Annotated in this window: 12 protein-coding genes and 1 pseudogene; 8 read left to right on the forward strand and 5 right to left on the reverse strand. The window is 72.3% G+C overall.

Going from position 1 to position 14,876, the window contains the following annotated elements:
• Positions 1-81 precede the first annotated feature (81 nt).
• Positions 82-960 (reverse strand): metal-dependent hydrolase, encoded by an 879-nt coding sequence (locus G5C51_RS32175; RefSeq protein ID WP_165242583.1) that lies wholly within the window; start codon positions 958-960, stop codon positions 82-84.
• 81 nt (positions 961-1,041) lie between these two features.
• Between G5C51_RS32175 and G5C51_RS32180 the strand changes: the two genes are divergently transcribed.
• A complete protein-coding gene (locus tag G5C51_RS32180; RefSeq protein WP_165242585.1) occupies positions 1,042-1,701 on the forward strand; it encodes a TetR/AcrR family transcriptional regulator in 660 nt (219 codons plus the stop codon).
• Here the strand turns inward: G5C51_RS32180 and G5C51_RS32185 are convergent.
• Entirely contained in the window at positions 1,698-2,447 is a 750-nt protein-coding gene (locus tag G5C51_RS32185; protein ID WP_165242587.1) for a GntR family transcriptional regulator, read from the reverse strand. The genes G5C51_RS32180 and G5C51_RS32185 overlap by 4 nt on opposite strands.
• Positions 2,444-3,766, reverse strand: a complete 1,323-nt coding sequence (hmgA, locus tag G5C51_RS32190; RefSeq protein ID WP_165242589.1) for a homogentisate 1,2-dioxygenase — start codon at positions 3,764-3,766, stop codon at positions 2,444-2,446. Before hmgA ends, G5C51_RS32185 begins: the two co-directional genes overlap by 4 nt.
• Positions 3,767-3,939: 173 nt before the next feature.
• Here hmgA and G5C51_RS32195 point away from each other — a divergent pair, with 173 nt between their 5' ends.
• The 6 genes from G5C51_RS32195 (at position 3,940) to G5C51_RS32220 (ending at position 12,919) form a co-directional block, all read left to right on the forward strand.
• Positions 3,940-6,171, forward strand: coding sequence for a molybdopterin oxidoreductase family protein (locus G5C51_RS32195; RefSeq protein ID WP_165242591.1), 2,232 nt, complete (start codon positions 3,940-3,942; stop codon positions 6,169-6,171).
• Between the two features lie 118 nt (positions 6,172-6,289).
• A complete protein-coding gene (locus G5C51_RS32200; RefSeq protein WP_165242593.1) occupies positions 6,290-7,684 on the forward strand; it encodes a CitMHS family transporter in 1,395 nt (464 codons plus the stop codon).
• 92 nt (positions 7,685-7,776) lie between these two features.
• Positions 7,777-8,979, forward strand: coding sequence for an MFS transporter (locus G5C51_RS32205; protein WP_206314569.1), 1,203 nt, complete (start codon positions 7,777-7,779; stop codon positions 8,977-8,979).
• Between the two features lie 42 nt (positions 8,980-9,021).
• Positions 9,022-10,422 (forward strand): aldehyde dehydrogenase family protein, encoded by a 1,401-nt coding sequence (locus tag G5C51_RS32210; RefSeq protein ID WP_165242597.1) that lies wholly within the window; start codon positions 9,022-9,024, stop codon positions 10,420-10,422.
• A gap of 37 nt (positions 10,423-10,459) precedes the next feature.
• Positions 10,460-11,536, forward strand: a complete 1,077-nt coding sequence (locus G5C51_RS32215; RefSeq protein WP_165242599.1) for a zinc-binding dehydrogenase — start codon at positions 10,460-10,462, stop codon at positions 11,534-11,536.
• Positions 11,537-11,806: 270 nt separating this feature from the next.
• Positions 11,807-12,919, forward strand: a complete 1,113-nt coding sequence (locus tag G5C51_RS32220) for an amidase domain-containing protein (RefSeq protein WP_165242601.1) — start codon at positions 11,807-11,809, stop codon at positions 12,917-12,919.
• A 46-nt stretch (positions 12,920-12,965) separates the two neighbouring features.
• Here G5C51_RS32220 and G5C51_RS32225 read toward each other — a convergent pair whose 3' ends face one another.
• Together G5C51_RS32225 and G5C51_RS32230 are read right to left on the reverse strand one after the other, a co-directional pair.
• Complete coding sequence (locus G5C51_RS32225; protein ID WP_165242603.1) at positions 12,966-13,670, reverse strand: hypothetical protein; 705 nt, start codon at positions 13,668-13,670, stop codon at positions 12,966-12,968.
• Positions 13,654-14,199, reverse strand: a complete 546-nt coding sequence (locus G5C51_RS32230) for a SigE family RNA polymerase sigma factor (protein WP_165242605.1) — start codon at positions 14,197-14,199, stop codon at positions 13,654-13,656. The genes G5C51_RS32225 and G5C51_RS32230 overlap by 17 nt, the downstream gene beginning before the upstream one ends.
• 126 nt (positions 14,200-14,325) lie before the next feature.
• Here G5C51_RS32230 and G5C51_RS32235 point away from each other — a divergent pair.
• Positions 14,326-14,876 (forward strand): annotated as a pseudogene (locus tag G5C51_RS32235) (hypothetical protein); the annotation flags it as partial.

Below are 14,876 nucleotides of genomic sequence, written 5' to 3' on the forward strand. Positions count from 1 at the left end.
GCATCGCAGATCTCCGGGGGCGTCGGGGCGGTGGCTGGGGGCGCAGGCCCGGGCTTCGTCGGTCGCCGGCCCGGGCTGGGCTCAGTGCGCTGCCGCGCGGGCGGCCGGCGACGAGCCGAGGTAGGCGATCGCCTGCCTCGTCGAGCCCTCCTGGCTCGGGTGGTAACCCGGGCTGAAGTAGCGCAGCACGGATCGGACCAGCCTCACCGCGTCGGGGAGCAGCCCCTTCCGCGCGGCCCGCGCCGCGGCGAGCCAGCTCGCCTTCGCCCCCGGCGGGAGCTCGGGATCGACGGCGATCATGTGCCGGGTGCCGCGCACCCACAGCTTCCCCAGCGTCGAGGTGGCGATGACCATCGCCCGTATCCGGCGCACATAGCTGCGGTCGAGATGGCGCAGCAGGTCGTACGCGACCGCCCGGTGCTCGACCTCCTCGGCGCCGTGCCAGCGCAGCAGGTCCAGCATCGTCGGGTCGGCGCCCGCCCGGTCGAGGGCCTCGGCGTTGAGGATCCAGTCGCCGAGGAACGCGGTGAAGTGCTCGATGCCCGCGATGATCGCGACCCGCTCGACGAGATACGCCCGCCGCCGGCGGCGGCTGAGGCCCGGCTTGTCGCCGAGTACGTGCTGGAAGAGGTATTCGACCTGCGCCAGATACGGCTCGATGCGCACGTCCTTCGCCATCAGGTGGTCCAGCACGCCCTGGTGCGCCTCGGCGTGCATGGCCTCCTGGCCGGTGAAGCCGAGGACGCGGGCGCGCAGTTCCTCGTCCTTGATCAGCGGCATCGTCTGCTGGAAGACCTTCACGAACCAGCGCTCGCCCTCGGGGAGCAGCAGGTGCAGGACGTTGATGATGTTCGTGGCGTGCGGCTGGCGGGGGATCCAGTGCAGCGGCAGCGACTCCCAGTCGAAGTGGACGTCGCGCGGGGTCAGGACCAGGTCGTCGTGCTCATCGCTCTTCTTCATAGCGGCTCCAGCCGGCGGCTCGGCTTATTGAGGGTTACTCAACAGTAGAGACTGTTGAGTGGCTGTCAATAGACTGGGCGCATGGAACGACCGCGCTCGCGCTCCCGCACCTCTTCGCGCTCCCGCATGCTCCCGGGCGACCGGCAGCAGCAGATCCTCGACGCCGCCCGTCGGATCCTGGAGCGCACGCCGATCGACGACGTCTCGGTGGAGGCGGTGGCGGGGGAGGCCGGGGTGTCGCCCGGCCTGCTGTTCCACTACTTCGGCTCGCAGCGCAAGTTCCGCCAGGCGGTGCTGGAGATGGCGGCGACCGAGCTGCTCGAGCACGTACGGCCGGATCCGAAGGAAAGCCCGCGGGAGCAACTGCGCGCGGGCATCAGGACCTTCATCGATTACGTGTCCCGGTTCCCGACGATCTATCAGGCGGTGACCCGGCTGAACCGCGGCGCCGACGTCCGCGCGCTGCACACCAGCTCGCGGGCGGCGATCGGCGGCTGGATCGTCGGCGCGATCGAGGGGGTGGGCGTCGAGCTGACCCCGGCGGTGCGGCTGACGGTGACCGCGTGGCTCGCGTACATGGAGGAGGCCGTTCTCGGCTGGCTGGCGGCGCCGGAGATCAGCAAGGCGGAGCTGGCGGGGCTGTGCGAGCGGAGCTTCTATCTGCTGGCGCGGGGGGCGCTGGACGACGACGAGCGGTGGGCGGAGATCGAGGAGCTGCTGGACCGGAAGCCGGACGCCTAGTCCGCGTCGAGGGTCACGCTGAAGGAGAACTTATCGCCGCGGTAGCGGATCCGGGCCACGTCCACGACCCGGCCGTCCGGGTCGTAGAGCACGCCCGTGTAGTACAGCACCGGGCTCACCAGCGGGACTTCGAGCAGCCGCGCCGTCTCCGGGTCGGCGAGGCGGGCCTCCACGGTGTCCGTGATACGGGCGATGCGGACGCCGACGACGTCGCGCAGCACCTTGGTCATCGGCCAGCGCTCCAGGTCCGCGACCTTGATGGCGTCCGCGTATTCCGCCCGGACCGCGTTCTCCGCCCAGTTGACCGGCTCGCCGGTCTCCGCGTCGCGGCGGAGACGGCGGTAGGTCATCACCTCGTCCGTGTCCGGGAAGTAGTCCCGGACATCGTCCGGGACAGGGGCCAGGCCGTGGCCCAGGACCGTCGCCGGGTCGCCGGACTGCTGGGCCACGATCGCGTCGACCGAGCCCAGCAGCCGGACCGGCGTCGCCCGCCGGGCGCCGGCGGCGATGAAGGTGCCGTGCCGGCGGTGGCGGGTGATCAGGCCCTCGGACTCCAGCTCCTTGAGCGCCTGGCGGAGCGTCAGCACGCTGACCCCGTAGTGCTGGGCCAACTGCTCCTCCGTGGGCAGCCGGAGCGGGGAGTCGGGCGGGCGGCCGAGGATGGACGCCCGCAGCGACTGCGAGATCTGGTACCAGAGCGGGAGCTTGCGGTTCAGCTCCAGGGAGTCCGGGGCGAACGTGCTCATGGCCGGAAGTTCTTCGCCAGCCCCAGCCACACATCGTCGTAGCCGCGCTGCAGGTGCTCGGCGTGCGCGGCCTGCGGCGTGAGCGTGACGGGCCAGCGGGTCTCGAACATGAACGCCAGGCCGTCGTCGATCTTCTGCGGCTTCAGGTCCGCGGCCGACGCCTTGTCGAAGGTCTCCCGGTCGGGGCCGTGCGCCGACATCATGTTGTGCAGCGACCCGCCGCCCGGCACGAAGCCCTCCGCCTTCGCGTCGTACGCGCCCTCGATCAGGCCCATGTACTCGCTCATCACGTTCCGGTGGAAGTACGGCGGGCGGAAGGTGTCCTCGCCGACCAGCCAGCGCGGGGCGAAGACCACGAAATCCACGCCCGCCAGGCCCGGGGTGTCGGAGGGGGAGGTCAGCACCGTGAAGATCGACGGGTCCGGGTGGTCGTAGCTGATCGTGCCCATCACATTGAAGCGGCGCAGGTCGTAGACGTACGGGACGTGGTTGCCGTGCCAGGCGACGACGTCCAGCGGCGAGTGGTCGTACGTCGCCGACCACAGGTTGCCGCAGAACTTGTTCACCACCTCGACCGGGCCCTCCACCTCCTCGTACGCCGCCTGCGGGGCGAGGAAGTCGCGCGGATTGGCCAGGCCGTTGGCACCGATCGGGCCCAGGTCGGGGAGGGTGAAGGGCTGGCCGTAGTTCTCGCAGACGTAGCCGCGTGCGTACGCGTCGAGGAGCTCGACGCGGAAGCGGACGCCGCGCGGGATCAGCGCCACGTGCCCCGGCTCGGCGCGCAGCAGCCCGAACTCCGTGCGCAGCAGCAGCCCGCCGTGCTCCGGCACGATCAGCAGCTCGCCGTCGGCGTCGCCGAACACCCGGTCCGTCATGGAGGCGTTGGCCGCGTAGAGGTGGATGGCCATGCCGGTGCGCTGGGTGGCGTCGCCGTTGCCGCCGAGGGTCCACAGCCCGGCGAGGAAGTCCGTGCCGGCTTCCGGCTCCGGGAGCGGGTTCCAGCGGAGGCGGTTCGGGTCGGGGGTGGATTCGGTGAAGGGGGCGCCGGTGATGCCGCCGGAGTCGATGCGGTGGTACGGCGGGTGGGCGGCGGAGGGGCGGATGCGGTACAGCCACGAGCGGCGGTTGTGGGCGCGCGGCTCGGTGAAGGCGGCGCCGGAGAGCTGCTCGGCGTAGAGGCCGAGGGGAGCGCGCTGGGGGGAGTTGCGGCCGATCGGGAGAGCGCCGGGGACGGCCTCGCTGCTGTGCTGATTGCCGAATCCGGAGAGGTACGAAAGGGCCTCGGCGGCCTTCCGCGACTGCTCGACGCTGCTGGTCATGGCGCTCCTCGTATCGATTCCTATAGGTGACCATAGGAATGGGTCGCGGCGAAGGTCAAGAGCTGCGCCTCGCGCAAGGGGCTGGCCGTGGGGCGGGGCAGGCACTACCGTCACGTAGAAAGGAGCACGAGCGTTCGCTTAATGCTGCGCCGCCCCGTCTCTTAGGGAGAGCGATGTCCGACACCGCCCTGCGCATCTGCCCGCTGTGCGAGGCCACTTGCGGCCTCACGCTCACCATCGAGGACGGCCGCGTCACCGGGGCCCGCGGCGACCGCGAGGACGTGTTCAGCGCCGGATTCATCTGCCCCAAGGGCGCCGCCTTCGGCGAGCTGGACGGCGATACGGACCGGCTCACCGGGCCGCTCGTCCGGGACAAGGACGGCGAGCTGCACGAGGCGACGTGGGCGGAGGCCTTCGCCGCGGTCGAGGCGGGCCTGCGCGAAGTCCTCGACGCGCACGGCACCGAGGCGCTCGGCGTCATGCTCGGCAACCCCAACGTGCACACCATCGCCGGCGCCCTCTATCCGCCGGTCATCATGCAGGCCCTCGGCGGCCGCAACCTCTACACCGCCAGCACCGTCGACCAGATGCCCAAGCAGGTCGCCTGCGGCTACCTCTACGGCAATCCGCTCGCCTTCCCCGTCCCTGACCTGGACCGCACCGACCACCTCCTGGTCATCGGCGCCAACCCGGTCGTCTCCAACGGCAGCCTCGCCACCGCCGCCGACTTCCCCGGGAAGCTGAAGGCGCTGCGGCGGCGCGGCGGCCGCCTGATCGTCGTGGACCCGAAGCGCACCCGCACGGCGCGGCTGGCGGACCGGCACATCGCGCCGCGCCCTGGGACGGACGCCGCGCTGCTCTTCGCGATGGTGCAGGTGCTGTTCGAGGAAGGACTGGTGGCGCTCGGCGAGCTGAGCGAGCGGATCACCGGCCTCGATGAACTGCGGGCGCTCGCCGCCGACTTCACGCCGGAAGCCGTGGCGGCGTACTGCGACGTGCCCGCCGCCGAGATCCGCGGCCTCGCCCGCGAGCTCGCCGACGCGGACCGGGCGGCGGTGTACGGGCGGATGGGCTCGACCACCACCGAATACGGCACCGTGGCCAGCTGGCTCGTCGACGTGCTCAACGTCCTCACCGGCAACCTCGACCGGCCCGGCGGCGTGCTCTTCCCGCAGTCCGCCACCGGCCGGGCGCCGCGGCCGCCGAAGCCGGGCAAGGGCTTCAAGGTCGGCCGCTGGCACAGCCGGGTCTCCGGGCACCCCGAGGTGATGAACGAGTTCCCCCTCGCCGCTCTCGCCGAGGAGATCGACACCCCGGGGGAGGGGCGGCTGCGCGCCCTGCTCACCATCGCCGGCAACCCGGTCCTCTCCGCCCCCGACGGCGACCGCCTCGACCGGGCGCTGGGCTCGCTGGACTTCATGGTCAGCGTCGACCCGTATCTGAACGAGACCACCCGCCACGCGCACGTCGTGCTGCCGCCGCCGCGCCCCTCGCAATCGCCGCACTACGACGTCGCCTTCAGCCGGATCTCGGTACGCGACAACGCCCGCTACTCGCCCGCCGCCGTACCGCTGGAGCCCGGCCGCCCGGACGAGAGCGAGATCCTCGCCCGGATCGCCATGGTGCTCGGCGGGCTGCCGGTCGACGGCGATCCGGGCGGGGTGGACGACCTGGTGATCGGGCACGGGCTGCGGCAGGCAGTCGGCGACCCGCACTCGCCGGTGCACGGGCAGGACCCGGACGCGCTGGCCGGACGGCTGACCGGGGCCACCGGATACGAGCGGCAGCTCGACCTGCGGCTGCGGCTCGGCCCGTACGGAGAGGGCTTCGGGGCCGACCCGGAGGGGCTGACGCTCGACCGGCTGAAGGCCAGCCCGCACGGCATCGACCTCGGGCCGCTGAAGCCGCGGCTGGGGGAGATCCTGCGGACGCCGTCGGGGAAGGTCGAGCTGTGCCCGGCGCCGGTCGCCGCGGATGTGCCGCGTTTGCGGGCGGCGCTGGCGGTACGGGCGAACGGCGGTCTCGTGCTGATCGGCCGCCGCCATCTGCGGTCCAACAACAGCTGGATGCACAACGTCCCCGCGCTGACCGGCGGCTCCAACCGCTGCACGCTGCAAGTCCACCCCGAGGACGCCACCCGCCTCGGGCTCGCCGACGGCGGTACGGCAGCGGTCAAGGGCGACGGCGGAGAGGTCGCCGCCGAGGTGGAGGTGACCGACGAGATGCGGCCCGGAGTGGTCAGCCTGCCGCACGGGTGGGGGCACGACCGGCCGGGTACGCGGATGCGGGTCGCGGCGCGGGCGCCCGGGGTCAATGTCAACCAGCTGCTCGACGGCAGCCGCCTCGATCCGCTCTCCGGGACGTCGGTGCTGAACGGGTTCCCGGTTCAGGTCTCACCTGCGTGAATGCTCTGACCTGGGGTTTTGCTCGTTTTGGTCTCGGCTGAACCCCTTGTCCGAAGATGTAAGCGCTGCTTAACGTCGTCGTCATCGCGTTCAATGTCGCACGTTAGGCAGTCCCCCCATGCTGACAATCCTCGGCTTTGCCATGATCGCGTGTTTCCTCACGCTGATCATGATGAAGAAGATGTCCCCGATCGCCTCCCTGGTGCTCATCCCGGCGGTCTTCTGCGTCATCGCGGGGAAGGGCGCGCACCTCGGTGACTACGTCATCGACGGCATCGCGGATCTTGCGCCCACCGCCGCGATGCTGATGTTCGCGATCATCTTCTTCGGGATCATGATCGATGTCGGGCTCTTCGACCCGATCGTCCGCGGCATCCTGAAGTTCTGCAAAGCGGACCCGCTGAGGATCGTCATCGGCACCGCGGTGCTCGCCGCGATCGTGTCGCTGGACGGCGACGGCTCCACCACCTTCATGATCACGGTCTCGGCGATGCTGCCGCTGTACCGGAAGCTGAAGATGAGCCTCGTCGTGCTGACGGGCGTCGCCGCCACCGCGAACGGCGTCATGAACACCCTCCCGTGGGGCGGCCCCACCGCCCGCGCCGCCACCGCGCTGAAGCTGGACGCGAGCGACATCTTCGTGCCGATGATCCCGGCGCTGGCGATGGGCCTGCTGTTCGTCTTCGTCCTCGCGTACTTCCTCGGCCTCAAGGAGCGGCGCCGGCTCGGCACGCTGACGCTGGACGAGGTGCTGGAGCCGGAGCCGGAGACCGTGCTGGTCGGCGCCGGCGGCGGCGAGGACCGTACGAAGAAGGGCACCGGCGGCGCGGGGAGCGGAACCGACGCCGACGGGTCCGAGGAGGACCGCAGCTCGGTCATCCTCGACCCGAACCGGCCGACGCTGCGGCCCAGGCTCTACTGGGTCAACGCCGCCATGGTCGTCGCGCTGCTCACCCTGCTGATCATGGAGGTGCTGCCGATCCCGGTCCTGTTCCTCCTCGGCGCCGCCCTCGCGCTCACCGTGAACTTCCCGCACGTGGCGCAGCAGAAGGAGCGCATCGCCGCGCACTCGGACAACATCATCAACGTCTCCGGCATGGTCTTCGCCGCCGCCGTCTTCACCGGCGTGCTGACCGGCACCGGCATGGTCGACGAGATGGCCAAGACCGTCGTCGGCGCCATCCCGGACAGCATGGGCCCGCACATGGCGCTCATCACCGGCATCCTGTCGATCCCGTTCACGTACCTGATGTCGAACGACGGCTTCTACTTCGGTGTCGTCCCGATCCTCGCCGAGGCCGGCGCGCACCACGGCGTCGACCCGGTCGAGATCGCCCGGGCCTCGCTGGTCGGCCAGCCGCTGCACATGTCCAGCCCGCTGGTCCCGGCGGTGTACGTGCTCGTCGGTCTTGCGAAGGTGGAGTTCGGCGACCACACCAGGTTCACCGTGAAGTGGGCCGTGCTGACCTCGCTGGTGGTGCTGGGCGCGGGTCTGCTGTTCGGAATCGTGTGAGGTCATAAGTGTCAGGACCAGGCACCGGGCCCGGCAGGGGCTGGCTGCTCCGCCTCGTGATCACCTTCGCCTTCGCGCAGGGCGCGGTGAGCATGGCGCGGCCGGCCGTCTCCTACCGGGCCCTCGCCCTGGGCGCCGACGCCCGCGCCGTCGGCATCATCGCGGGCGTCTACGCCGTGCTCCCGCTGCTCGCGGCCGTCCCCCTCGGCCGCCGTACGGACCACGGCCGCTGCGCGCCGCTGCTGCCGGTCGGCGTCGCGCTGATCGGCATCGGCTGCGCGCTCAGCGGCCTCGCGAACTCGCTGGCCGCGATGGCCGCGTGGAGCGCGGTGATGGGCCTCGGCCACCTGGTCTTCGTCATCGGCGCGCAGTCGCTGGTGGCCCGCCAGTCGGGCCCGGACGACCACGACCGCAACTTCGGCCACTTCACGATCGGCGCCTCGCTCGGCCAGCTCGTCGGGCCGATCGCGGCGGGCGTGCTGGTGGACGAGCGGGACGGGCACATGGCCCGTACGAGCGCGCTGGCGCTGCTGGTGTCGGCGGCGGTGGCGGTGTGCGCGTACGCCGCGATGTGGCGGATCGAGCGGAGCGGCGCCGGGGCGCCGGGGAAGGCCGGACGGGAGGCGGCGAAGGTCCCGGTCCACCGCATCCTGCGGACGCGCGGCGTGCCCGGCGGTATCTATACGTCGCTGGCGGTGCTGTCCGCGGCCGACATCCTCACCGCGTATCTCCCGGTGGTGGGGGAGGAGCGCGGCATCGCGCCGGCGGTCGTCGGCGTGCTGCTCAGCCTGCGCGCGGGCGCTTCGGTGCTGTGCCGGGTGGCGCTGCCGCCGATGGCGCGGCTGCTGGGCCGGGACGTGCTGCTGGTGGTGAGCTGCGCGCTGTCGGCGGGGCTGTGCGTGCTGCTGGTGATGCCGGTCCCGGTGTGGGCGCTGGCGGTGGCGCTGACCCTGCTCGGCTTCTTCCTCGGCGTCGGCCAGCCGCTGTCGATGACGACGGTGGTCCAGGCGGCGCCGCCGGAGGCGCGCTCGACGGCGCTGGCGCTGCGGCTGTCGGGTAACCGGCTCGGGCAGATCGCGGCGCCCGCGAGCGCGGGGCTGGTGGCGGGTGTGGCGGGGACGGCGGCACCGTTCGCGATGCTCGGCGGACTGCTGGTGACCGCGGCGGGGGCGGCGGGCCTGCCGCTCGTACGGGGCCGTCGCGGCCGTGACCGTGATGCAGCGCACGTCGGTACGGGGTGTGCGGCAGAAACTAGCACCGCTAGTTTGGAGGCCGGTCGGCGTACCCATCGCTAAAGTGAGCGCCGGCGCAGCAACCCGCCCCGGAGGGACGCAATCGTGCAAGCACACAACGCCCTGTTCATCAACGGAACCTGGCGGCCTGCCGCAGGCGAGGACCGTATCGAGGTCATCAACCCCGCCGACGAACAGCTCCTTGCCGAGGTCCCGGCAGGCAACGCCCAGGACGTCGACGACGCCGTGCGCGCCGCCCGCGCCGCCTTCCCGGCCTGGGCCGCCACGCCCCCGGCGCAGCGGGCGGAGCTGCTCACTAACCTGCGCGACCAACTCGCGCACCGCGCCGACGAGATCGCCGAGACCGTCACCGCCGAGCTCGGCTCCCCGCTCGTCTTCTCCCAGAAGGTGCACGCGGGCCTGCCGGTCCTGGTCGCCGGCTCGTACGCCGAGCTCGCCGCCTCGTACCCGTTCGAGGAGCAGATCGGCAACTCCACGGTCATCCACGAACCCCTCGGCGTCGTAGGCGCGATCACCCCCTGGAACTACCCGCTCCACCAGATCGTCGCCAAGGTCGCCCCCGCCCTCGCCGCCGGCTGCACCGTCGTGCTCAAGCCCGCCGAGGACACCCCGCTGGTCGCCCAGCTCTTCGCGGAGTGCGTCGAGGCCGCCGGCTTCCCGGCCGGCGTCTTCAACCTCGTCACCGGCCTCGGCCCGGTCGCGGGCCAGGCGCTGGCCGAGCACCGCGACACGGACCTGATCTCCTTTACGGGCTCCACCGCCGTCGGCAAGCGCATCGGCGCCGTCGCCGGCGCCGCCGTGAAGCCGGTCGCCCTCGAACTCGGCGGCAAGTCCGCCAATGTCATCCTCCCGACCGCCGACCTCGCCAAGGCGGTGAACGTTGGCGTCGCCAACGTCATGGCCAACTCCGGCCAGACCTGCAGCGCCTGGACCCGGATGCTGGTGCACGCCGACCAGTACGACGAGGCCATCTCCCTCGCCGCGGCCGCCGTGGCGAAGTACGTACCGGGCGAGCGCGTCGGCCCCCTGGTCAACGCCGCCCAGCGGGACCGCGTCCGCGGCTACATCCAGCGCGGCATCGCCGACGGCGCCCGCGTGGTCGCGGGTGGCCCCGAGGCGCCCGACGGCCTGGAGAAGGGCTACTACGTCCGCCCGACCGTCTTCGCCGATGTCACCCCGCAGATGGCCATCGCGCAGGAGGAGATCTTCGGCCCGGTGCTCTCGATCCTCCGCTACGAGAACGAGGACGACGCCGTCCGCATCGCCAACGGCACCGTGTACGGCCTGGCCGGCGCGGTGTGGGCGGCCGACGGCGCCGAGGCGGGCCGCTTCGCGCGGCGCCTCGAGGCCGGGCAGGTGGACATCAACGGCGGGCGTTTCAACCCGCGGGCGCCGTTCGGCGGTTACAAGCAGTCCGGCGTGGGCCGGGAGCTGGGCGAGCATGGCCTCGCCGAGTATCTGCACACCAAGTCGCTGCAGTTCTGACCAGCCCTCCGCCTACGCAGAAAAGAGATCCGCGCCCATGGTCCGCGCCGCCGTACTCCCCGCCGTCGACGCCCCGCTCGAGCTCACCGAGATCGACCTGCCCGCCCCGGGCCCCGGCCACATCCGGGTCCGGCTGGCCGCGGCCGGCGTCTGCCACTCCGACCTGTCGCTGGCCAACGGGACGCTGCGCCAGCCCGCCCCCGTCGTCCTCGGCCACGAGGGCGCGGGCACGGTGGTCGCGGTGGGCGAGGACGTCACCTCCGTACGACCGGGCGACGAGGTCGTCCTCAACTGGGCGCCGTCCTGCGGCGACTGCCACTTCTGCGGCCTCGGCGAGGTGTGGCTGTGCGTCAACGCGGGCGCGGCCGCCGCGGCCCCGTACGCCCGCTGGCGCGACGGCGACCTCTACCCCGGCCTCGGCACCGCCGCCTTCGCGGAGGAGACGGTCGTCCCGGCGCACGCCGCGATAGCGCTTCCCGCCGGCATCCCGCTCACCGACGCCGCGCTGCTCGGCTGCGCGGTGCTCACCGGATGGGGCGCGGTGCACAACTCGGCGCGGGTACGGGCCGGGGAGTCGGTCGCGGTGTTCGGCGTCGGCGGGGTCGGGCTCGCGGTCCTCCAGGCGGCCCGGATCGCGGGCGCGGGGACGATCGTGGCGGTGGACGTCTCGCCGGCGAAGGAGGAGCTGGCGCGGGCGGCGGGCGCGACGGAGTTCCTCGTCGCCTCCGACACCACCGCCAAGGAGATCCGCAAGCTGACCGGCGGCATCGGCGCCGACGTCGCCGTGGAGTGCGTCGGCCGGGCGGACACGATCCGTACCGCCTGGTCCTCGACCCGCCGCGGCGGCCGCACCACGGTCGTCGGCATCGGCGGCAAGGACCAGCAGGTCACCTTCTCCGCCCTCGAGCTCTTCCACTTCGGCCGCACCCTCTCCGGCTGCGTCTACGGCAACGCCGACCCGCTGGCCGACCTCCCGGTCATCGCCGAGCACGTCCGCTCCGGCGCCTTCGACCTGGCCGGGCTGGTGACGGACCGGATCGCGCTGGAGGGCATCCCGGCGGCCTTCGAGGCGATGACGGCGGGCAAGGGCGGGCGGGCGCTGGTCGTCTTCTGAGTCCTGTGCTGTGCGCGCTGTCGCGAGCCCGGGGATTCGGCCCCGAATCGACGCTTTTCAGCCCCGCGTTGGCAGGGGCGTGACAAGTCCCGGGGCGGCGTTGCTACGTTCAACTCGCATCACTCAACAAGTCAGTTCGCTCCCCCGGGTGCGAGCTTGCACACGGGGGAGCCTCCGGCACAGGGGGTATGAGTGGGAACGAAAGCAACGCTGCCGCGGCGCGCCTTGGTGGTCGCGGTAGTCACGGGGGTAGCGGGGGGCGTACTCGCCATGGCGCCGGCCCAGGCGGCAAAGCCGCAGGCCACAGCGCTGGCGGGCGACGCACAGACCTACTTCGCGGGGGAGAACGCGCTCCGCGTCGGCACGACAGGGGCGGCGGCGAAGACCACCGAAGCCGCCCGGGAACTGGCGGTCACCGAGGCCTTCGCCAAGGTGCGCGAGGACCGGCTGACCGCACGTAAGCAACAGAAGCAGATCGCCGACCGGGCGGGCACCGAGTTCACGTCCGCCGAGACGAACGTCGTCCCGGCCGGCGCCGTGCGCGCCGACGGCGACACCGCGAAGCTCCGCGTCGAGGAGCGGACTTCCTTCACGTACGCACAGGGGCAGGCCGACCCGTACGCCTACCGGGCCCGGCACGACCTGACCTTCACGCGCGACGGCGGGCAATGGCGCCTGGCCGCCGTGCACACGCCCGACGCCAGCGGTCTGAGCGTCCCGAAGAAGCTCTCCCCGGCCCAGCTGGACCGGGCGGAGCAGACCGCCGACACCATGCGGACCGCGCTCGCGAAGAACGCCGCCAAGCGCGCGGCCGCGAACAAGACGCGGATGGCCGGGGGCGGCCAGACCACGAAGGCCGCGAAGGCCGCCGGCTACGACTACCGCGCGATGGTCGACTGGGCGCTGCGCTACGCCCTGGAGGACCGGGACAAGCTGCCGTACACGCCGGACGAGAACGACTGCACCACCTTCGTCTCCTGGGCGCTGCGCACCGGCGGCTGGGAAGAGGTGTCCGGCTACTACACCAACGACGACGCGTGGTGGTGGAAGGACTGGTGCGACGGCGAGTGGTACTGCAAGCCGCAGCACAGCTACACCTTCGGCGGGGCGCCCAACTTCCAGCGGTTCGCGGTGAATGAGTCCGAGCGCGTGACCAACCTCGGCAATGTGTGGGACGTGCTGCTGGCGGACGTCGTGCAGTACGACGTACCGAACTACGGCGAGGAGCACGAGCCCGGGCACACCATGATGGTCACGGACTTCTCCGGCACCATGCCGCTGCTGAGCTACCACAGCTCGCCGGATGGCGAGAGGAAGAACAAGCCGCTGATCGACATCCTGACGGGCAACGAGGGCCAGGACTTCTGGGCCTATCGCACCTGACGACCGCGAGCCGAGCGGCCGCCGCCCTGCCGATGGCGGCGGTCGCTCACCGCTGTCCGAGGGCGTGGCGCAGGCGCTGCAGGTCCGCTGCTCCGTCGCCGTCCTGGCAGGGCAGGGTGACCTTCCCGTCGGCGCTCACCGGGTACGCCGGGCGGGGCGCCACGTCGTAATAGGGCCGCGCGCCTGCCTCCGGCTGCACTCGCGCCTGGCGCAGCAGCAGCACCAACTCGGTGGAGTCGGGGAGGCCTTCGGGGTGCAGCGGGTTCCATACGGAGAGCCGGCCGCCGGGTGGGCGGGTGTCGGTGAGGGAGGACTTGGCGGTGGCGCGGAAGCCGAAGCCCTGGGTGGTGCCGTTGTCCATCGGGATCCGCTTGTCGTCGCCGACGGTGACGTGGAGGGGCTGGTAGCCCTTGTCCACCCAGCCGCGCAGGTCGGCCGCAGCTTGTTCGACGCATGAGGCGGATGCGGGCGTGGGGGCGGCTTCGTCGCGGAATGTGTTGACGGTGGTGGTCCCGGCGAAGGCGACGGCCGCCAGCGCGGCCGCGGTCCCGGCCGCCAGGGCGGCGCGGCGGCGGCGCAGGGAGCGGCGGGCGCGGACGAGCAAGTCCGGTCCCGGCGTGGTGCGCTGACGCGGAGGGCCGGCCCGATCGCCAGAATCGCCGTCCGGCTCGGCCGCCGCGGACAGCAGCCGGCGCACGTGCTCGCTGTCGACGGCCGCGTCCGCGGCCGTGGCGTCACGCCTCTCGTCCATGCTGACCCTCCCGCTCGGCGGCCGTTGTGGTGGTGGTGAGCAGCCCCCGGGCCCGTAACGCGGAAAGCGCCCGCGCGGCGCGGCTCTTGACCGTGCCCGGTGAGCAGCCGAGCTGGTCGGCGACCTCGCGCTCGGTGAGCTGGTGGTAGTAGCGCAGCACCAGCACCGCCCGCTGGCCGGCCGGGAGCGAGCGCAGCAACTCCCGTACCGCGACCCGGGTGGCGACGGCCTCGTCGTGCCCTGGCTGCGGTACCTCCGGCAGCGTGCCCGCGGGCACCTCGCCGCTCCAGCGCCGCCGCCGGTCCTTGCCCAGCAGCCGCACCATGGTGGTCCGGGTGTACGCCTCCGCGGCCTCGGTCCTGCCGATCCGCCGCCAGGAGCGGTACGTGCGCAGCAGCGCCTCCTGCACCAGGTCTTGCGCGCCCGTCTCGGTGCCGGTGAGGAGCCGGCCGGTGCGCAGCAGGGATGGATAGCGGTTCGACACGAAGGCGGTGAACGCCTCGTCCCGGCCTGGCTGCCTGGAGTCCATACCCCGCCTTTCGTCTCCGGCTTCGGTGTCGCTGTCGGTGTCCCTCATCCTCTTAGAGACCTTGGCCCTGCCCGGGGGTTCCCTCGGGTCTCGACTGCGGGGTTACCCGCCGGTTAGGGTGCGCCGGTGACCGTACGAGACGACGCATTGCACGTGCTCACAGCGGTGCTGCTGACGCCCGCCCAGTTCCCGGCCGCCCTCGGCGACGACTACCCGGAGTCCTGCGCGGCCCTCGGCCTGCCGCCCGCACCGGAGGGCTACGGCCTCGTCCTCGGCCAGGACGGCGACGGCGCGCGCTGGACGGTGGCGGTGGCGGATGTGTCGGCGGTGGCGGTCGCGATCGCCGCGTGGGACTGCGGCATGGAAGCGGAGCTGACCCCGTCGGCGGCCGTCGCGTCGCTCCCGGGGTGGCCGCTGGAACTGGCGGTGGCGGCGCCGGACGTACCGGAACCGCACGATCCGCCGGAGGCGGCGTACGAGGCGGGTCTGCCGGTCCTCTCCCCGCCGGGCGCGGACGAGTGGGGCCCGGCACAGCGGCGGCTGGTGGCGGACGAGATAGCGCTGCAGTGGCGGGTGTGGCGGGAGCAGTTGGAGGAACCGGAGCCGAGCAGCGACGCGGGTGGCGACCCCGAAACCGGCCCTCCTGCACCAGGTCTTGCGCGCCCGTCTCGGTGCCG

The sequence above is a fragment of the Streptomyces coryli genome (assembly GCF_011044975.1).
GTDB classification, from domain to species: Bacteria; Actinomycetota; Actinomycetes; order Streptomycetales; family Streptomycetaceae; genus Streptomyces; species Streptomyces coryli.